The sequence below is a fragment of the Sphingomonas sp. Leaf28 genome (genome assembly GCF_001421685.1).
GTDB lineage: Bacteria > Pseudomonadota > Alphaproteobacteria > Sphingomonadales > Sphingomonadaceae > Sphingomonas > Sphingomonas aurantiaca.
This window is the reverse complement of the sequence record NZ_LMKX01000009.1, coordinates 315138-333436: the sequence shown is the minus strand read 5'-3', so window position 1 is coordinate 333436 and position 18299 is coordinate 315138. Positions and strand designations below refer to the sequence as shown.

20 protein-coding genes and 2 tRNA genes are annotated in these 18299 nt (G+C 66.0%); 7 read left to right on the top strand and 15 right to left on the bottom strand.

Features of this window, described 5'->3' with window-relative positions; all coding sequences use genetic code 11:
• Positions 1–404: 404 nt before the first annotated feature.
• From ASE79_RS14715 to ASE79_RS14680, 8 genes are all read right to left on the bottom strand, one after another.
• Entirely contained in the window at positions 405–1217 is an 813-nt protein-coding gene (locus ASE79_RS14715; RefSeq protein ID WP_056418069.1) for an inositol monophosphatase family protein, read from the bottom strand.
• Positions 1218–1339: 122 nt separating this feature from the next.
• On the bottom strand, positions 1340–1903 hold the full coding sequence (gene efp / locus ASE79_RS14710) for an elongation factor P (RefSeq protein WP_056021388.1): 564 nt from the start codon (positions 1901–1903) through the stop codon (positions 1340–1342).
• An 85-nt stretch (positions 1904–1988) separates the two neighbouring features.
• A complete protein-coding gene (locus ASE79_RS14705) occupies positions 1989–2594 on the bottom strand; it encodes a M23 family metallopeptidase (protein WP_056418066.1) in 606 nt (201 codons plus the stop codon).
• Positions 2595–2598: 4 nt separating this feature from the next.
• Complete coding sequence (locus ASE79_RS14700; RefSeq protein ID WP_235516965.1) at positions 2599–3546, bottom strand: L,D-transpeptidase family protein; 948 nt, start codon at positions 3544–3546, stop codon at positions 2599–2601.
• A 131-nt stretch (positions 3547–3677) separates the two neighbouring features.
• Positions 3678–4379: a thiamine phosphate synthase gene (gene thiE / locus ASE79_RS14695; RefSeq protein ID WP_056418059.1), complete on the bottom strand. Its 702-nt coding sequence runs from the start codon at positions 4377–4379 to the stop codon at positions 3678–3680.
• 76 nt (positions 4380–4455) lie between these two features.
• The gene (locus tag ASE79_RS14690; protein WP_056418056.1) at positions 4456–5376 is read right to left on the bottom strand and encodes a class I fructose-bisphosphate aldolase; all 921 of its coding nucleotides are present in this window, start codon (positions 5374–5376) and stop codon (positions 4456–4458) included.
• 13 nt (positions 5377–5389) lie between these two features.
• Positions 5390–5719, bottom strand: coding sequence for a type II toxin-antitoxin system PemK/MazF family toxin (locus ASE79_RS14685; protein ID WP_056418053.1), 330 nt, complete (start codon positions 5717–5719; stop codon positions 5390–5392).
• The gene (locus tag ASE79_RS14680) at positions 5716–5946 is read right to left on the bottom strand and encodes a ribbon-helix-helix protein, CopG family (protein WP_056418050.1); all 231 of its coding nucleotides are present in this window, start codon (positions 5944–5946) and stop codon (positions 5716–5718) included. Before ASE79_RS14680 ends, ASE79_RS14685 begins: the two co-directional genes overlap by 4 nt.
• Before the next feature lie 155 nt (positions 5947–6101).
• Between ASE79_RS14680 and ASE79_RS14675 the strand changes: the two genes are divergently transcribed.
• Positions 6102–6599, top strand: coding sequence for a TlpA family protein disulfide reductase (locus tag ASE79_RS14675; protein ID WP_056418596.1), 498 nt, complete (start codon positions 6102–6104; stop codon positions 6597–6599).
• Here the strand turns inward: ASE79_RS14675 and ASE79_RS14670 are convergent.
• The 3 genes from ASE79_RS14670 to gap all read right to left on the bottom strand — a co-directional run bounded on the left by ASE79_RS14670 (position 6596) and on the right by gap (position 9424).
• Positions 6596–7786, bottom strand: a complete 1191-nt coding sequence (locus ASE79_RS14670) for a phosphoglycerate kinase (protein WP_056418047.1) — start codon at positions 7784–7786, stop codon at positions 6596–6598. The genes ASE79_RS14675 and ASE79_RS14670 overlap by 4 nt on opposite strands.
• Positions 7783–8256, bottom strand: a complete 474-nt coding sequence (locus ASE79_RS14665; RefSeq protein ID WP_056418043.1) for an MOSC domain-containing protein — start codon at positions 8254–8256, stop codon at positions 7783–7785. Before ASE79_RS14665 ends, ASE79_RS14670 begins: the two co-directional genes overlap by 4 nt.
• A gap of 157 nt (positions 8257–8413) precedes the next feature.
• Complete coding sequence (gene gap, locus ASE79_RS14660) at positions 8414–9424, bottom strand: type I glyceraldehyde-3-phosphate dehydrogenase (protein ID WP_056418040.1); 1011 nt, start codon at positions 9422–9424, stop codon at positions 8414–8416.
• Positions 9425–9568: 144 nt separating this feature from the next.
• On the opposite strand from gap, the gene ASE79_RS14655 reads away from it, so the two are divergent.
• The 4 genes from ASE79_RS14655 to ASE79_RS14640 all read left to right on the top strand — a co-directional run bounded on the left by ASE79_RS14655 (position 9569) and on the right by ASE79_RS14640 (position 11051).
• On the top strand, positions 9569–9817 hold the full coding sequence (locus tag ASE79_RS14655; RefSeq protein ID WP_056418037.1) for a hypothetical protein: 249 nt from the start codon (positions 9569–9571) through the stop codon (positions 9815–9817).
• Positions 9817–10125, top strand: coding sequence for a cell division protein ZapA (locus ASE79_RS14650; RefSeq protein WP_055877962.1), 309 nt, complete (start codon positions 9817–9819; stop codon positions 10123–10125). The genes ASE79_RS14655 and ASE79_RS14650 overlap by 1 nt, the downstream gene beginning before the upstream one ends.
• A 195-nt stretch (positions 10126–10320) precedes the next feature.
• Complete coding sequence (locus ASE79_RS14645) at positions 10321–10854, top strand: 5-formyltetrahydrofolate cyclo-ligase (RefSeq protein WP_056418034.1); 534 nt, start codon at positions 10321–10323, stop codon at positions 10852–10854.
• Entirely contained in the window at positions 10851–11051 is a 201-nt protein-coding gene (locus ASE79_RS14640) for a DUF2842 domain-containing protein (protein WP_056418031.1), read from the top strand. Before ASE79_RS14645 ends, ASE79_RS14640 begins: the two co-directional genes overlap by 4 nt.
• A gap of 237 nt (positions 11052–11288) precedes the next feature.
• Here the strand turns inward: ASE79_RS14640 and ASE79_RS14635 are convergent.
• From ASE79_RS14635 to ASE79_RS14620, 4 genes are all read right to left on the bottom strand, one after another.
• Positions 11289–11365 (bottom strand) — tRNA-Asp (locus ASE79_RS14635).
• Between the two features lie 85 nt (positions 11366–11450).
• A tRNA-Asp gene (locus ASE79_RS14630) sits at positions 11451–11527 on the bottom strand.
• Between the two features lie 56 nt (positions 11528–11583).
• Positions 11584–12732 carry an AI-2E family transporter gene (locus ASE79_RS14625; protein WP_107957625.1) on the bottom strand — a complete coding sequence of 383 codons (1149 nt, stop codon included), beginning with the start codon at positions 12730–12732 and terminating at the stop codon, positions 11584–11586.
• A gap of 318 nt (positions 12733–13050) precedes the next feature.
• Positions 13051–14748 carry a class I adenylate-forming enzyme family protein gene (locus ASE79_RS14620; RefSeq protein ID WP_056418589.1) on the bottom strand — a complete coding sequence of 566 codons (1698 nt, stop codon included), beginning with the start codon at positions 14746–14748 and terminating at the stop codon, positions 13051–13053.
• Positions 14749–14941: 193 nt separating this feature from the next.
• Between ASE79_RS14620 and ASE79_RS14615 the strand changes: the two genes are divergently transcribed.
• Together ASE79_RS14615 and ASE79_RS14610 are read left to right on the top strand one after the other, a co-directional pair.
• Positions 14942–16162 carry a serine hydrolase domain-containing protein gene (locus ASE79_RS14615; protein ID WP_056418027.1) on the top strand — a complete coding sequence of 407 codons (1221 nt, stop codon included), beginning with the start codon at positions 14942–14944 and terminating at the stop codon, positions 16160–16162.
• A gap of 106 nt (positions 16163–16268) precedes the next feature.
• Entirely contained in the window at positions 16269–18299 is a 2031-nt protein-coding gene (locus tag ASE79_RS14610) for a 3-hydroxyacyl-CoA dehydrogenase NAD-binding domain-containing protein (protein WP_056418024.1), read from the top strand.

Genomic DNA, 18299 nt, shown 5'->3' with positions numbered 1-18299 from the left:
GGGCAAGGCTGGCAGCCCGTGAGAATAACTCGCAACAGGGGTAAGAGCGCGGCGGGAAACCTGCGTTACCCGGTATGCGGCAGCGGCTGACGGGACGACTCCGGAATGGCGGAATTGAAGTCGTCGGATCCTCCCCCGCCAGGGGGAGGTGGCAGGCGTTAGCCTGACGGAGGGGGAGGAAAGGGAAACGCCTGTTCCGTGCCCTCCCCCTCCGACGCCTTCGGCGCCACCTCCCCCCGGCGGGGGAGGATCGATAGCCATCCTCCAATCCCCGTCATCCTGACGAAAGTCAGGACCCAGGGTCATCAGGGTTAAGTTTGGAACTCTGGGTCCTGACTTTCGTCAGGATGACGGAGGAAGAGGAAGTCAGTTCGCCTTGAAACCGCCGTTACGATCAGCGGGCGTCAGCGGAGGGCGTTGGCGACCAGCTTGTGGAGGCGCGAATGGAGGGCGTCGTTCGCCGCGAGGAACTCGTTGCGCTCCATCGAGCGCTCGCCGCCGCGGAAATCGGTGACGAACCCGCCGGCTTCCTTCACCAGCAACATGCCGGCCGCGACGTCCCAAGGCTTCAGGTTCGATTCCCAGAAGCCGTCGAAACGGCCCGCCGCGAGCCAAGCCAGATCGAGCGCGGCCGCACCCAGGCGGCGAATGCCGGCAACCTCGGGCGCAACCGCGCCAAAGATTCGGCTCCACTGTGCGAAATCGCCGTGACCGAGGAACGGGATGCCCGTTGCGATCAGCGATTCGGACAAGTCGCGACGCGACGACACGCGAAGGCGCTGGTCGGTGAGCCACGCGCCCCGGCCCTTCTCGGCCCAGAAGCTCTCATCGGTCAGCGGCTGGTAGACGAGCGCGGTGGTAACCTCGCGCTTGCCGTTCGGCATCGGCTCCTCGACTGCGATCGAGATGCAGAAATGCGGGATGCCGTGGAGGAAGTTCGACGTGCCATCGAGCGGATCGACGATGAAGCGCGGCTTGTTGGGATCGCCGGCAACCTCGCCGCGCTCCTCCATCAACATGCCCCAGTCGGGACGGGCGTGCGACAGTTCTTCGAAGATCGTCTGCTCGGCGCGCTGGTCGGCCTGGCTGACGAAGTCGGCCGGCCCCTTGCGGCTGACCTGCAGCTGCTGGACCTCGTTGAAGTCGCGGCGCAGGCGCGGCGCGGCCTTGCGGGCAGCGCGCTCGATGACGGTCATGATGCCGGAATGGCTGGGCATATCTTTTACCTTAAGCCCTCGTCCCTCTTGGGAGAGGGTTGGGAGAGGGGCTGTTCCGGGCGGTGTCTTCTGGGGCCGCCCCTCACCCCGCCCCTCTCCCCGGTGGGGAGAGGGAGATGCCTTCAGTCCGCGCGACGGACGTAGGTCTGCTCGTACACGTCGACGACGATCCGCGTACCCGCACCGATATGCGGCGGCACCATCACGCGCACGCCATTCTCGAGCACCGCGGGCTTGTAGCTCGACGACGCGGTCTGGCCCTTCACGACGGCATCAGCCTCGACGATCAGCGCCTCGATCGTGTCGGGCAGCTGGACCGAGATCGGCCGCTCTTCCCAGAGCTCCATCACCACGTCCATGCCGTCCTGCAGGAACGCCGCGGCGTCGCCCAGGATATCGGCGTCGAGCGTGATCTGCTCGTAATTGACCTTGTCCATGAACGTCAGCGCGTCGCCGTCGCGGAACAGATACTGGAAGTCGACCGTGTCGAGCCGCACCTTCTCGACGCTCTCGGCTGAGCGGAAGCGGGTGTTGTTCTTGCGGCCGTCGATGAGGTTCTTCATCTCGACCTGCATATAGGCACCGCCCTTGCCGGGCTGGGTGTGCTGAATCTTGACGGCGCGCCAGATGCCGCCCTCATATTCAAGGATGTTGCCGGGACGAATCTCGACCGCGTTGATCTTCATGACCGATTCCTGCTGGAAAGAGCTAGGGGCCGTCCGCGAAGCATGACCCAGAGGTCTGGCCTGCGGAAACCCGAAGCGGCGGGCTTTAGCGGGACGACCCGGTTCCGGCAAGCATCGGGTACGGGTTCACGTTCTCGCCCTGGTACCAGCGGTCGCCCGGCTGCATCCGCGTCAGGCCGAAATGCAGGTGGTAATTGCCCGCCCCCGCATCACCGGTATCGCCGACATAGCCCAGCGTGTCGCCGGCCTTCACTGCCAGCCCCTCGCGGATACCCGCTGCATAGCCGGCCAGATGCGCATAATAATAGGTCCAGCGACGATCCGGCGAGCGGACGTAGAGCGTGACGCCGCCGAGGCCGCTCTGGAACAGCTTCTCGATCCGGCCCGGTGCGGCGGCGACCACCGGTGTGCCGCCCGCCGCCATGATGTCGGTGCCGTGATGGCCGCGCGTGCCACCGCCGCGCGAATCGTTCCAGCTGTCCGCGATCGCCTTGCGGGGAACGCCAGCCACCGGAACGGCGAGCTTGCCCTTCGTCACCGGGCCGGCTGCGACCTCGGCAGGCGGTGCAGGCTTGCGCCACGTTATCCGCCGCACGCTCCCTGCCCCGCCGTCACCGAACGACACCATCGATGCGAACCCGCCGACGACCACCACGATCAGCCCGAGAATGATCCAGAACGTCCGCGTCATCGTCTTATGCCTGGAAGATCGCCTTGGTGCCCGGCTTGATCATCATCGACAATCGCGCGGCATCCCAGTTCGTGAGGCGGATACAGCCATGGCTTTCCGCACGCCCGATGGTTTCGGGGTTGGGCGTGCCGTGGATCCCGTAATGATCCTTCGACAAGTCCATCCAGACGACACCGACCGGACCGTTCGGCCCTGGCGGCAGCATCTCCTTCTGCTGCCCCTTCTTCGCGTCCCAGAACAGCGCCGGGTTGAAGTGGAACTTCGGATTGTAATCAGACCCCTTGATCGTCCACGTGCCCAGCGGCAGCGGATCGTGGCTGGACCCCATCGTCGCGGAGAACTGTGCGATCAGCTTGTCGTTGGCGTCGAGCACGCGGAGCACGCCGTCCGACTTGTCGACGACGACATGATCCGCCTTGGGCTGCACCGCATCGACGTTGAGCATCGTGAGCGTGGCGATCCAGTCGGGCTTCAGCTTCGGATCATAGGCACGCGACGATGGCAGCGCGTTCGGGAACACCACCTTGGTGCCGGGCGACAATTTCGTCGTCGGCGAATTGAGCGCCATGATCACCGCGGGCGTGGTGTGGAACATCTCGCCCAGCTTCTCCATCACGGTCTTGTAGCCGAGCGACGGGAGTTCGGCCTGCTTGGCCGGATCCTTGGGCAGCGGATTGACGAAGGGTCCTGCCAGCATCTCGGGGGTAAGCGCGACGGCCACCGTCGGCCGTGCGGCACGGTAGGGATAGAGCGCCTGCAACGTCCGCGGATCGGCCTTGCCGGTGATCGGCAGGCCCTTCGCCTCCTGGAAACCCTTTAGCGCGGCAACGAGCGACTGTCCGCCGCGACCATCGAGCACGCCCGGCCCGAAGCCGAGATGATCGAGGATCACCTGTACGTGCAGGATGTTGCGATCGATCGGGGCGGGCTTGGCGGGCGCGGTCTGCGCCATAACGGGCGATGCCGCGCCGAACAGGCACATCGCAAGAACCGAAGTCTTCGTCACAAATGCTGTCATGCCCGTCATCCCAAACCGTTACGCTTCTGCATCAAACGGTCGGGACGACGGTTGTTTCCAACGGTTCAGCGCGATCGCGGCGCCGGGGCCAGAACCTCGGCGAACGCCTTGATCGCTGCGACCTCGTCGCCACCCCAGACCGCGCCCGACACCGCGATGAAGTCGGCACCGGCGGCAACGAGCGGCGCGGCGTTCTCGGGCGTGATGCCGCCGATCGCGACGCAGGGCATTTCGAACAGAGTCGACCACCAGGACAGGATCACCGGCTCGGCGTTATGCTCGACCACTTTGGTGGTCGTCGGATAGAATGCGCCGAACGCGACATAGTCGGCCCCCGCCTCGCCCGCTTCCATCGCGAGATGGCGGCTGCCGTGGCAGCTGACGCCGATCTGCGCGTTGGGGCCAAGCTGCGCGCGCGCCTCGCGCGGATCGCCGTCGGTCTGGCCGAGATGCACGCCGTCGGCATCGAGCCGCTTGGCGAGCCCGATATCGTCGTTGACGATGAACGCGACGTCGCGCTCGGCACAGATCGCGCGCAACGGCTCGCCGAGCGCGGCCGCGGCATGCTGGTCGATGTCCTTCACGCGGAACTGGAAGGCGGCCACCGGCCCGGCATCGAGCGCGCGCGCCAGACGCTCGGGAAAGTCGCCCCCGACATCGAGCGGCGACACCAGGTACAGCTGGCAAGCCGGCCGGCGCATGTCGCGGCGGAAATTCTCGGCGAAATTGGGATCGAGCGGGCCCAGCGGATCTTCGAATTCGGTCATATCCGCCCCCTAGCCGCTCGCGCCTGCCACGTCACCCCGGCGCAGGGCCGGCATGACGTGGCACGCCGACCGCCGCTTATTCTTCGTTCTTGTAGATGCGGATGATCCGGTCGAGCATCGCCAGCGCCTCGTCGCGCGGACGCTGGAAGGTGTTGCGGCCGATGATCGAGCCGTTGCCGCCGCCGTCGCGAATGTCGCGCGCATCCTGGAACACCGCATCCTCGCCCTTCGACGCACCGCCCGAAAACACGTTGATGCGCCGCCCGGCAAAGCTCGACTGGACGACGTGCTTGACGCGATCCGCCTGCTTCGACCAGTCGGTCCCGGCGTAAAGCGACTTGCATTCCTTCTGCTCGATATGATCGGTCGGCAGCTTGGTCTTGATGATGTGCGCACCGAGCAACGCCGCCATGTGCGCAGCATACGCGCCGACGTCGAGCGCGAGCTCACCGTCCTTGGTCAATTCGCCGCCGCGCGGGTAGGACCAGATCACGGTGGCGATACCGACCGACTTGGCCTCTTCGCTCAGTTCGCGGATTTCCTCGACGAGGTCGAAGAACTGGTCCGCACCCGGGTAGATCGTAAAGCCGATCGCCGCCGAGCCGAGGCGGACCGCGTCGGACACCGTCGCGGTGACCGCCTGGTCGATCGACGTCGCCCAGCTGTTCGAGCTGTTGCACTTGAGGATCGTCGGGATCTGCCCCGCAAACGTATCCGCGCCCGCCTCGAGCATGCCGAGCGGCGCTGCATAGGCGCTGAGCCCGGCGTCGATCGCGAGCTGATAGTGGTAATGCGGGTCGTACGCGGCCGGGTTGACCGAGAAGCTGCGCGCCGGGCCATGCTCGAAGCCCTGGTCGACCGGCAGGATCACGAGCTTGCCGGTGCCGCCGAGCTTGCCCTGCATCAGGATGCGCGCCAGGTTCGCCTTCACCGCCGAACTGGTGGCTTCGTACTTGTCGAGAATGGTCTTGATCTGCGGTGTAATCGTCGAGGTCATGATAAGTCCTGTCTTAGAGTTCGAGCCAGCGGCGCAGCGCGTCGTCGACCCTGGTCATGGTGGTGATGGGTATCGTGCCAATGATCTGCGTGATATGTTCGCGGCCAAGCGTGTCGAGCTTGTCGACCTGGATCTCGCTATCGCGAACGAGGCCGGTCTCGGCAGATGCTTCGAGCGACACGCGAAACAGGTTCGTGCCGCTGATGACGCTCGTCAGCGGGCAAAGGGAGATCGTCGCGTGATCGGCGAACACGTCGGACTGGACAACCAGGAAGGGGCGCGGCTTGCCGGAGACATCCCCCTTCCCGACCCCGACGACGATCATCCCGCGCACGATCTTCATGCGATGGGCGACGCGAGCATCGCGGCCCAGTCCTCGTCTTTTGCGCGACTATCCTGCAGGGCGGCGGCGAGCGACTGCCGCTTTGCCTCGGCCAGGAATGCCTCGTCGTGGCGTTCGACGTAGCGACGCACTGCTTCACGTGCGATGTCGCTCTTGCTGCGCCCCTGCGTGCGCGCAACCGCCGCGAGTCGCTCTTCGAGGTCGCTATCGAGTCTGACGCCGAGCATCCGAGTCTCCGTTTAACATGTTAAACATAAGCGCGTAGCGCCCTCGGATCAACCCCGTCTGACTGCTCTCGAACGCACCATGCTTTCGGATTGACGCACCACGCTTACGCGTCGAGGATGGCGTTGGGGAACGACGGGGGAGTGGGATGATGACGATGTCAGCATGGCGATCGATCGCCGGCGCGCTGGCCGTGGCGGTCGCGACGACGCCGTCCCCCGCGACTGCCGCAATCAAGGTCGGCGAACGTGCGCCCGATTTCGAGCTGACGCTGATCGACGGCAGCAAGATCCGCAGTGCGGACCTCCACGGACAGGTCGTCATCCTCAATTTCTGGGCGACGTGGTGCGGGCCGTGCAAGACGGAACTGCCGCTGCTCGATACCTATTACCGGCTGCGCAAGGACAACGGCCTGCGCATCTTCGCGGTAGCAACCGAAGATTCGCTCCCCATGTCCCGGCTGAAACCGCTCTTCGCTGCGATGGCGATACCGTCGGCGCGGCGGATCAAGGGCGCATTCAGCGTCATGGGCGCGCTGCCGACCAACTACATCATCGATCGCGCCGGGGTCGTTCGCTATGCGAAACCCGGCGCGTTCGACCTGGACGACCTCAACGGCCTGCTGGTCCCACTGCTGCGGGACCCCGCCCCCTAGCGCGTCAGCGCAGCCACGCCGGGAAGGTCCTTGCCTTCCATCCATTCCAGGAACGCGCCCCCCGCGGTCGACACGAAGCTGAACGCCTCCGAGACCCCAGCCTGGTTGAGCGCGGCGACCGTATCGCCGCCGCCTGCGACCGAGACGAGCGAACCGCCCTCGGTCAGCGCCGCCGCGGTGCGCGCGAGCGCTACGGTTGCAGTGTCGAACGGCGGCGTCTCGAACGCGCCGAGCGGACCGTTCCACACCAAAGTCCGGCAATTCTTGAGCACGTCGCCGAGCGACTCGACCGCTGCCGGTCCAAGGTCAAGGATCATCTCGTCGGCCGCGACCTCGTGCACGTTGACGGTGCGCGTCGCGGGGTTCGGCTTGAACTCCTTGGCGACGACGACGTCGTACGGCAGGTGGACGGTGCAGTTCGCCTTGTCGGCGGCCTCCATGATCTGCTCGCAGGTCCCGGCAAGCTCATGTTCGCACAGGCTTTTGCCGACATCGACGCCGCGCGCAGCGAGGAACGTGTTGGCCATCCCGCCGCCGATGATCAGGTGATCGACGCGCGTCACGAGATGCCGCAGTACGTCGAGCTTCGAGGACACCTTGGCACCGCCGACGACGGCCGCGACCGGATGCTCCGGAGCCCCCAATGCCTTCTGGAGTGCATCGAGTTCAGCCTCCATCGCACGGCCGGCAAAAGCAGGGAGGACGTGGGCGAGGCCCTCGGTCGACGCATGCGCACGGTGCGCGGCGGAGAAGGCATCGTTGACGTACAGATCGCCGAGGCTGGCAAAGCGCGCGACGACGGCCGCGTCATTGGTCTCTTCACCACCGAAGAAGCGGGTGTTCTCGAGCACCGCGATATCGCCGGGCTCCAGCGTCGCGACCGAGTCCTCGGCGCCTTCCCAATCGATGTAGCGCACTTCGCGTCCCAGCACTTCGCTGTACGGCTTCACGACCTGCGACAGCGAGAAGTCGGGGCTCGGCTTGCCCTTGGGACGGCCGAAATGCGCGAGGACGAGGACGATCGCGCCCTTGTCCGCGAGTTCACCGACGGTTGCGACGGTCGCGCGCAGGCGGGTGTCGTCGGTGACGCGGCCCTCTGCCATCGGCACGTTGAGGTCTTCGCGGACGAGCACGCGCTTGCCCTGGATTTCGCCCATATCGTCGAGCGTCTTGAATGGCTTGCTCATGGTTCTTCGATCCTGATCTCATCACCGACGGCGATTCTGCCGCCCATCAAAACGCGGGTACAGGCCCCGCCCCGCCAATTGGGCGTGAGCGCGGCGAACAATCCTGGCGCCAGGGCTTCCATCCGCTCGCACGGATCGGTGTGGCGCGTCACCTCCAGCACGACGTCCGCGCCGATGCGGAGCTGCGTGCCGGGTATCTGGGGTATGTCGAAGCCGTCGACGAGCAGGTTCGCGCGGCGTTCGTACCAGGGGATATCTTGCCCGACCTCGGCCATCGCGGCGTCCCAGTCGGCGCGTTCGAGCAGCGTGACCTGACGCCGGCCCTTGCCGCCGGGCCTTACATAGCCGCGAAAGTCACCGTGCAGGCCGGCTTCGATGGTGATCTCGACCGTGTCGATGACCTCCATCGGGGCTTTCGCGCGGGCGTGCCGCGCGATGCCGGCGATCGTGCCCGTCACTGCTTCAACCATGATCCGCCGCCCAATGGACACGCATACCCGACCCCAATGCCGTCACCCCAGCGAAAGCTGGGGTATCCCTGTTGGCGGGCGCCTCGGCCCGAACGGGGAGATCCCAGCTTTCGCTGGGATGACGGACTAAGGGAATAGAGCGCAGCGTCCGTACGCCTTAGATGAACTTCGCCATCGCGGTGGCGGTGTCGACCATGCGGTTCGAGAAGCCCCATTCGTTATCGTACCAGCTGACGACACGGACGAGCTTGCCGTCGATCACCGCGGTCTCCAGGCTGTCGATCGTCGACGACGCCGGGGTATGCTGGAGATCGATCGAGACGAGCGGCTCGTCCGACCAGTCGAGCACGCCGACCAGCGGGCCGCTCTCGGATGCCGCCTTGAGCACCGCGTTCACCTCTTCGCGCGTCGTGTCGCGCGACGGGGTGAAGGTCAGGTCGATCAGCGAGACGTCCGGCACGGGGACGCGGATCGCCGAGCCGTCGAGCTTGCCCTTCAGTTCGGGCAGCACTTCGGCGACGGCGCGCGCAGCACCGGTGGTGGTCGGGATCATCGACATCGCCGCGGCACGCGCGCGACGCAGGTCCGGGTGGATCTGGTCGAGGATCTTCTGGTCGTTGGTGTAGGCGTGGACGGTCGTCATCAGGCCGCGCTCGATGCCGATCGCATCGTTCAGCACCTTGGCGACGGGCGCGAGGCAGTTGGTGGTGCACGACGCGTTCGAGACGATCGTGTGCTCGGCGGTCAGCTTGTCGTGGTTGACGCCGTACACGACGGTCAGGTCGACATTCTTGCCCGGTGCCGAGATCAGCACCTTCTTCGCGCCCGCATCGAGATGCTTCTGGCAGCTCGCCTTGTCGGTGAAAAAGCCGGTGCATTCGAGGACGATGTCGACGCCCAGCTCGGCGTGCGGCAGATTGGCGGGATCGCGCTCGGCGGTGACGCGGATGCGCTTGCCGTCGACGACCAGCTCGTTGCCCTCGGCCGAGACGTCGCCGGGATATTTGCCATGGACGCTGTCGCGCTTGAACAGCCAGGCGTTCGACTTGGCATCGCCGAGATCGTTGATCGCGACGAGTTCGAGTGCGCCGTTCGACTGTTCGAGTACCGCGCGGGCGACGAGACGGCCGATGCGCCCGAAACCGTTGATCGCAACCTTGACCGTCATTGCTGTATCTCCGCTAGCGCCCGTGAGTCCGTTCCGGGCGCGCTGCCTTTGCGGGGCGGTGGGGCGCCCTGTCAACACCGTGGATCGCGGATCGGCGCCGCGAAAGCGGCTTGTCGCACACCCCGGCCATGCTATCTCGACTGCATGCCAGATACTCCAGACACACCATCGGATCGGGCGTCCGCCCCGACGCCGGAAACGACTCAAGAGACTATAGCGGATACGGCGGCGGTCGACCGGATCGACGCCGCGATCATCCGGATCGAAGCCGCGATCAACGCCCGCACGCGCAGCGGCGACGCACTCGCCAAGCGCCATGCGGCGCTCAAGGCGCGGATGGCCGAAGCGGTCGCGGCGCTCGACGACGTCATCACGCGCGGGAGCCCGAACTAATGGCACAAGTCATGCTCGATATCGGCGGCCGCCCGCATGCCGTCGCCTGCCGCGATGGCGAGGAATCGCGCGTCCGGTTGCTCGGCGCGATGCTCGCCGAACGCTGGCCGATCGCGGACCGTGCCGCGGGCGGCCTAAGCGCCGAACGCGCGATGTTGTTCGTCGCACTGATGCTCGCCGACGACCTCGACGAAGCCGCGCATCGCCCGCCCGAAGGCTCGGCGGTCAGCGAGATCGCACTGACGCGGATCGCCGATCGTCTCGAAGACCTTGCCGAGGCCCTTGAGCTAAGCCCGCCGAGCGCCTAGATTGGCCTTGGCGGGTTCTGCCCGGTACGAGCCTTTATTATCCCTGAGGCTATTCATCATCCATAGGGGGCTGTCCCTGTTAGGATCCTGGTCCGAAGCACATGGTCCCCACCTGACGTACCGTGCGTCAGTGGATAACCCGGCACACGGCCATGGTGGGCCCGCCACACCACCCTGTTTCATTGGCTCGCGCGTATGACCGACAAGAGCGTGCTCAGAGCCTCGCTGCGCGCCGCGCGAGACGCGTGCGCGCCAGTCGCTATCCCCGTGCCGTCGGCGTTCCTGGCGCGACTGAAGCCGGGCATGACCGTCGCTTCCTATGTCCCATTCGGCGGTGAGGCCGATCCGTCGCCGTTCGCGCGTGCCGCGGTCGATGCGGGCTGCGTCATCGCGCTGCCGCATGTGGTGCGCCGGTCGCTGCCGATGCGGTTTTTGTCGTGGGAAACCGAGGCTGCGCTGATCACCGGCCCGTTCGGCCTGCACCAGCCTGCCGAGGACGCCGCTGAGCTCGCGCCGGACATCATCCTGACCCCGCTCGTCGGCTTCGATCGCAGCGGCAACCGAATCGGCCAGGGTGCCGGCTATTACGACCGCGCCTTCCTCGCACACCCCGATGCGTGGCGCGTCGGCATTGCGCTGGCGGTCCAGCAGGTCGACAGCCTGACGCCAGACCCGTGGGACGTCCCGCTCCACGCCATCGCCACCGAACTCGAATGGATCACGCTATGACGCCCACCTGGCGCAAACCCGTAGGGATGCTCGGCATCCTGCTCCTGATCCTGGTGTGGTGCGTGGCGATCGTGAGCCTGTCGACCATCGTCGGCAGCTGGCACTGGCTGGCGCAGCTCGTCTTCTACGTCTTCACCGGGCTGATCTGGATCGCGCCGTTGAAGCCTGTGCTGCGGTGGATGGAGATCGGGCGGTAGCCAGGGACCCCGCCCGCCCCTCTTCCGTTCGTCCTGAGTAGCCATCGAGTAGCCGCCGAAGGCGGCGTATCGAGAGGGCGTATCGAAGGACGGGTTGGCGCGCGATGACCATGCTTCGATACGAGCCCTCGATACGATCCTAACGGAGCTACTCGGTCTCTACTCAGCACGAACGGTATGTGGGAGGAATGCTCGCAGCATCCGAAATCTGGAAGGGTCTCGGCCACCCATCAGGGGTGGCGCGAGTGACGGGACTCGAACCCGCGACCTCCGGCGTGACAGGCCGGCGCTCTAACCAACTGAGCTACACCCGCATTCCCAATGACGAACCACGGCATCCCGAGGGACCCTGCGGCAGGCTCGTCAAAACCTCAACACTTTCTCGAACCATCGAAACGATGGCGCGAGTGACGGGACTCGAACCCGCGACCTCCGGCGTGACAGGCCGGCGCTCTAACCAACTGAGCTACACCCGCTGAAACAGCGTGGAGGCGGCAACTAGGCGAGGGTTCGGATACCGTCAACCCCCATTTCAACCACCTGTTTCACGTTGTGCCTCGGGCGGGTCGCCGCGACGACGATTTCGCCCGGCCTTGGGCTGCACGAGCGTCCCGTGCTCGAACAGGAACCCGGCGATATCGGGCTTCCCCGCCGCCTTGATGACCGTCTGGAGGATGATGAGCAGCGGGACCGCCAGCAGCGCGCCCGACGTGCCCCACACCCATCCCCAGAAGCTCAGCGAGATCAGGATCAGCAGCGGGCTGATCGTCAGCCGGTGCCCGACGACGAACGGCGTGATCGCGTTCGCCTCGACCAGGTGCAGCCCGTACATCAGCGCGGGCGGCAGCAACGCCATCCAGATGTCCGAAAACGTCATCAACCCGCCGAGCGCGAGCAGGAACGCGCCGATCACCGGCCCGAAATACGGGATGTAGTTGAGCAGCGCGACGATCCCGCCCCACATCGCGGGATAGGGCATGCCGATGAACCACAGCGCGGTGCCGGTGACGATCCCGAGCAGGATGTTGATGACGGTAATCGTGCCGAGATAGGCGGACACGTCGTCGACGATGTCCTGGATCACGCGCGCGGTCGCCATCGCGCCGTCGAAGCTGGTGCGCCCGGTGATCGTCTGGCGCCGCATCCGCGTCCAGCCGGACAGGAAGAAGAACACGATCAGGACGCCGAACAGGAACTGCACGATGACCGCAGGCGCGGACGTCGCGGCGAGTTCGAGGATCGAGCCCGGCGCGGCCACCCCGGCGGTCGCCGGCTGCTTGATCGGCGTCGACGCGACCTGGCGCAGCGTCTTGTTCACATATTTCTCGAGGCTCGAATACAGGTCGAGCAGCGGCGCGAGGTTGCTCTGGATCCGGTCGAGTCGGGTCGGCAGCAGCCGGAAGAAATCGGTCGCGGGCACGAGAATCGCCGCGATCGCGATGTTCGCGGCGATCAGGAAGACGAGGATGCACAGGATCGCGGCCAGCGGCGACGGCACGTGACGCCGCTCGAGCCATTCGAGCACTGGAACGAGCGCGACCGAGATCACGAGCGCGATCGTGAGCGGCAGGAAGAATTCCGCCCCTGCCTTCAACGCGAACGGCATGGCGAGGATGAGGCCGACACCGGCGGTCAGCGTCAGCGCCGCGAGCAGGCGATCGCGCCGCTGCGCGATTCGCATCGCATCCTCGACGCCGACCGCGATCGGTAGTCCGAACGCACTTTCGGCCGGCGGACCTTCCGCAACGGCGCCGCCCCCGCCCAGCGGCTGGCTTGGTTCCTGGCGAAGTCCCTCGTCCGTCATGGCAATTCCTTTGCCACCCCATCCCGTAATCGCGGTCGGCATTCAAGCCGGACGAGAGCCGCACGCATAATCTATTTCGCCCTCGTCATCCTGCCGAACGTCAGGATCCAGAGCCGCAAAGGATGCCCTACGGTACCCTGGATCCTGGCTTTCGTCAGGATGACGCGGAAGTAGTGATCGCCGAGGTCTAAACCGTCACGCTACCCGATCCGCGAACAGCCCCTGCAGGTCCTTCTTGAGGATCTTGCCGTTCGCGTTCCTCGGCAGCGTCTCGTGCACGAACCGCACCGCGACCGGCGTCTTGAACGCCGCCAGATGCTGCCGCACCCAGCCCTGCAACTCCGCCTCGGTCGTCACCGCGCCGGGCGCGAGGTGCACCACCGCCGCGGGCTCCTCACCCAGGATCCGGTGCGGGATGCCGATCAGCGCCGCGTCGGTCACCGCCGGATGTGCGTACAGGACGTTCTCGACCTCGCTCGAATAGATGTTCTCGCCGCCGCGGATGATCATGTCCTTGGCGCGGTCGACGATGTAGCAGAACCCCTCCTCGTCGAGCCGCGCGAGATCGCCGGTGCGCACCCAGCCGTCGACGAACGTCGCCGCGGTGGCCTCGGGCTTGTTCCAATATCCCTTCACGATCATCGGCCCGCGCGCCCAGAGTTCGCCGACCTCGCCCACCGGCATTTCGGTCACGCCGTCGTCCGCGACGATCTTGAGATCGGCGACCGCGACCGGCGGTCCGGCACTGTCCGGCCGGTTGAGATACTCCTCGGCGCCGTGATGCGTGACGGTCGCCATCGTCTCGGTCATGCCCCAGCCGTTGCCGGGCATCGCGCCGAACTCGGCATGGATCCGCTTCACCAGCTCAGGCGCCGCGGGCGCACCGCCATAGGCGATCGATTCGAGCGACGAGAGGTCGTATTTGTCGCGATCGGGATGTTCGAGCAGCTGCCACGCGATCGTCGGTACGCCGCCAGTGATGTTGACCTTTTCGCGCTCGATGATCTCCATCGCGCGGATCGTGTCCCATTTGCGCATGAAGATCATCGTGCTGCCCGTCGCGATCACCCCCATCATCCCCGCGGAGCACGCGGTGACGTGGAACAGCGGGATCACCGTCAGCGTCACGCGCGGCGTCGGCTCCGGCGGCGCCTCGCCACGCCGCAGGAACGAGCGCGCCGACGAATAGCCGCCCGACAGGATGTTCGACATCATGTTGCGGTGCGTCCCCAGCGCGCCCTTGGGCGCGCCGGTGGTGCCACTGGTGTAGAAGATCGTCGCATCGTCGTCGGGCGCGATCGTCGCCTCGGGCAGGCCGATGTCGGGCAACGCCGCCCAGTCGTGCGGCGTCCCGATCACGTCCTCCAGCCGCGTGACGATCCCCGTCAGCGGCTCCGTCGCCCGCGCGACGAACACATGCTCCAGCGCGGGCAGCGTCGCGTATGCCGCCTCCAGCCGATGATGCCGCTCGTCGTCTGTAATGAGCACGCGCGCACCCGAATCGGCGAGGCCGTATTCCATCTCCGCGCCGGTCCACCACGCGTTGAGCGGCACCATGATCGCACCGATGCTCGCGCCGGCGAAGAACGCCACCGGCCATTCGGGCAGATTGCGCATCGCCAGCGCCACGCGGTCGCCAGCGCCGATCCCCATGTCGCGCAACCGGTGCGCCAGCACCGCGATCGCGCGAAAATTCGCCTCGTACGTGACGCGCTCGTCCTCATAGGCCGTGAACACCCGCTCGCCATGCGCGCGCGCCGCCTCGGCGAGCCAGCGCAGAGACGGCGGCGCGTTCTTCCAGATCCGCGTCTCGACGCCGTCGATCGCCAGTGTCGCCATCTCGAACTTCGCGCCGGGTGCGGTCAGCAGTCGTTCGGCATCGGCGAGCGACATCGCCGGCCAGGAGGGATCGGATGCGATGATCGGTTCGCTTGCCAAGACCGGTTGACTCCAGAGTTGAATTTCGGGTTTGGCTTATCGCCTGTTCGAAGACAGGTTATAGTTGATTCCTGCTTCGCTCAAGGCAATAGAGGCATTAAGTTCGAACTAGGGGTATGGAGCGGGCCGTGACGGGGACGATCGAATCATGAAAATCGCCAAGCCCTCGGCACATGGCTTCGACGCGAGCCGTCTGGCCGCGATCGATGCGCTGCTCCAGACCCGCTATCTCGATTCGGGCAAGCTCCCCAATGCGCAGTTGCTGATCGCGCGCGACGGCGAGGTGGTGCACTTCTCGCATGCCGGCGCCACCCGCGAAGGCGGCAAGACGGTCGACGAGGGATCGCTGTTCCGGATCGCGTCGATGACCAAGCCGATCACCTCGGTCGCGTTCATGATGCTGGTCGAGCAGGGTCTCGTCGCGGTCGACACGCCGGTCCATCACGTCCTGCCCGAATTCAAGGATATCGGCGTCTATAACGGCGGTGGCGGCGGCGTGCCGTTCGTGACCAAGCCGACCGCCGAACCGATGCGGATGATCGACCTCCTCCGCCACACCGCGGGGCTCACCTACAGCTTTCAGAATCGCTCGAACATCGACGCCGCTTACCGCGAGGGCAAGATCGAGAATTGGCACGGCGGCCATGATCTCGACGGCTTCGTCACCGCGCTGGCGCAGATCCCGCTCGAATTCTCGCCGGGTACCGCGTGGAATTATTCGGTCGCGACCGACGTGCTCGGCGCGGTCGTCCAGCGCGTGTCGGGGCTGCCGCTCGACCAGTTCTTCAAGACGCGCATCTTCGCCCCGCTCAAGATGAAGGACACGTTCTTCCAGGTCCCCAAGGGCAAGATCGACCGCCTCACCGATTGCTACACGCTCATCCCCGGCAAGGGCCGCGTGATGTACGATCGCGGCGCGGACAGCGCATGGAGCCGGATGCCGAAGCTCGTCTCGGGCGGCGGCGGACTCGTCTCGACCGCGCTCGATTATCACCGGTTCAACACGATGCTGCTGAACGGCGGCGAACTCGACGGCGCGCGCATCCTCGGGCGCAAGACGCTCGCCCTGATGACGCAGAACCACCTGCCCGGAAAATCCGATCTCGCCACGATGTCGAAGTCGCTGTTCAGCGAGGCGTCGAACGCGGGCACCGGCTTCGGCCTCGGCTTCGCGATCACCGACGACGTCGCCAGGACGATGGTGCCGGGGTCGCAGGGCGAATATTACTGGGGCGGGATGTTCTCGACCGCGTTCTTCGTCGACCCGGTCGAGCGCGTCTCGATGGTGTTCATGACGCAGCTGTCGCCCAGCAGCCTCTATCCGATCCGCCGCGAGCTGAAGACGATGATCTACGCCGCGATGACCTGATCCACCGACGTCGAAATATTCCGTCACCCCAGCGAACGCTGGGGTCTCCCCCTTACGAGGAGATACCAGCTTTCGCTGGCATGACGTTCAAACCGCAGGAGAGTATATGACCAGCCCGATCCGCACCGAACGCCATGACGACGTCCTCGTGATCATCTCGAACAACCCGCCGGTCAACGCGCTCGGCGCCGCGGTCCGCCAGGGCCTCGAAGCCGCGATCAAGGAAGGCGTCGCCGACGACAGCATCACCGCGATGGTCATCCGCTGCGACGGCCGCACCTTCTTCGCCGGCGCCGACATCACCGAGTTCGGCAAGGAAATGGTCGAGCCCGGCCTGCCCACCGTCGTCGACATGATCGAGGCCTCGTCGAAGCCGGTCGTCGCCGCGATCCACGGCACCGCGCTGGGCGGCGGGTGCGAGGTCACGCTCGGCTGCCATTACCGCGTCGCCGTCCCCTCGGCGAAGATCGGCACGCCCGAGGTGAAGCTCGGCCTGCTCCCCGGCGCCGGCGGCACGCAGCGTATCCCGCGCATCGCCGGCGTGAAGCTCGCGCTCGAAATGACCGCGAAGGGCGATCCGATCTCGGCGAAGAAGGCGCTCGACGCCGGGCTGATCGACAAGATCGTCGGCGAGGACTCGCTTGAGGCCGACGCCATCGCCTTCGCGCGCGAGATCGCAACCAAGCGCCCCCTGCCCCGCGCGTCCGAAAAGACCGCGCAGGCCGATCCCGACGCGGTCGCCGCGTTCAAGACGGAGAACGCGCGCCGCTTCCGCAACTTCGACGCGCCCGCCGCCAACATCGCCTGCGTCGAGAAAGCCGCCGACGGCTCCAGCTTCGCCGAGGGTATCGCGTTCGAACGCGAACAGTTCATGGCGCTCATGATGGGCGTCCAGTCCGCCGCGCAACGCCACATCTTCTTCGCCGAGCGCCAGGCCGCCAAGATCGACGACGTCCCCGCCGACACCAAACTGCGCGAGATCAAGCGTGTCGGCGTGATCGGCGCGGGCACGATGGGCGGCGGCATCTCGATGAACTTCCTGTCGGCCGGCATCCCGGTCACGATCGTCGAGATGCAGCAGGACGCGCTCGACCGCGGCACCGGCGTCGTCCGCAAGAATTACGAGGCGACCGCCGCCAAGGGCCGGATAAAGCCCGAACAGGTCGAGCAGGCGATGGGCGCGCTGAAGCCGACGCTCGACTTCGCCGATCTCGCCGAATGCGACCTGATCATCGAGGCGGTCTACGAGACGATGGAGGTGAAGAAGGACATCTTCACGCGTCTCGACGCGATCGCCAAGCCCGGCGCGATCCTCGCCTCGAACACCTCGTACCTCAACATCGACGAGATCGCGGCCTGCACGAAGCGTCCCGAGGACGTCGTCGGGATGCACTTCTTCTCGCCCGCCAACGTGATGAAATTGCTCGAAGTGGTCCGTGGCGACAAGACCGCGGACGACGTGCTCGCGACCGTCATGGCGCTCGCCAAGAAGATCAAGAAGGTCGCGGTCGTGGCCGGCGTCACCTACGGCTTCATCGGCAACCGCATGCTGATGCCGCGCCAGGTCGAGGCGACCAAGCTGTTGCTCGAAGGCGCGAGTCCCGAGCAGATCGACAAGGTCCATGTCGCGTTCGGCATGCCGATGGGTCCGTTCCAGATGAGCGATCTCGCGGGCGTCGACATCGGCTGGCACCGCGACCCGAGCCGGATCGAGAACATTCGCGACGCGCTGGCGGCCGAAAACCGCTGGGGCCAGAAGACCAAGGCCGGCTTCTACGATTACGACGAAAAGCGCACGCCGTCGAACAGCCCCCGCGTGGCCGAGATCATCGACGATTTCCGCGCCAAGTCGGGCGTCACCCCGCGCGCGATCAGCGACGAGGAGATCGTCGTTCGCACGCTCTACACGATGGTCAACGAAGGCGCGCTGATCCTCGAAGAGGGCAAGGCCCAGCGCGCGTCCGACGTCGATGTGGTCTGGATCTACGGCTATGGCTGGCCGGTCTATCGCGGCGGCCCGATGTTCTGGGCACAGTCCGAGGGCCTGGCGAAGGTCGTCGCGGGGCTGGAGAAATACGGCTTCCCGGTGGCGAAGTCGCTGAAAGATGCTGCGGAATCGGGCGGTCGCCTGAAGTGA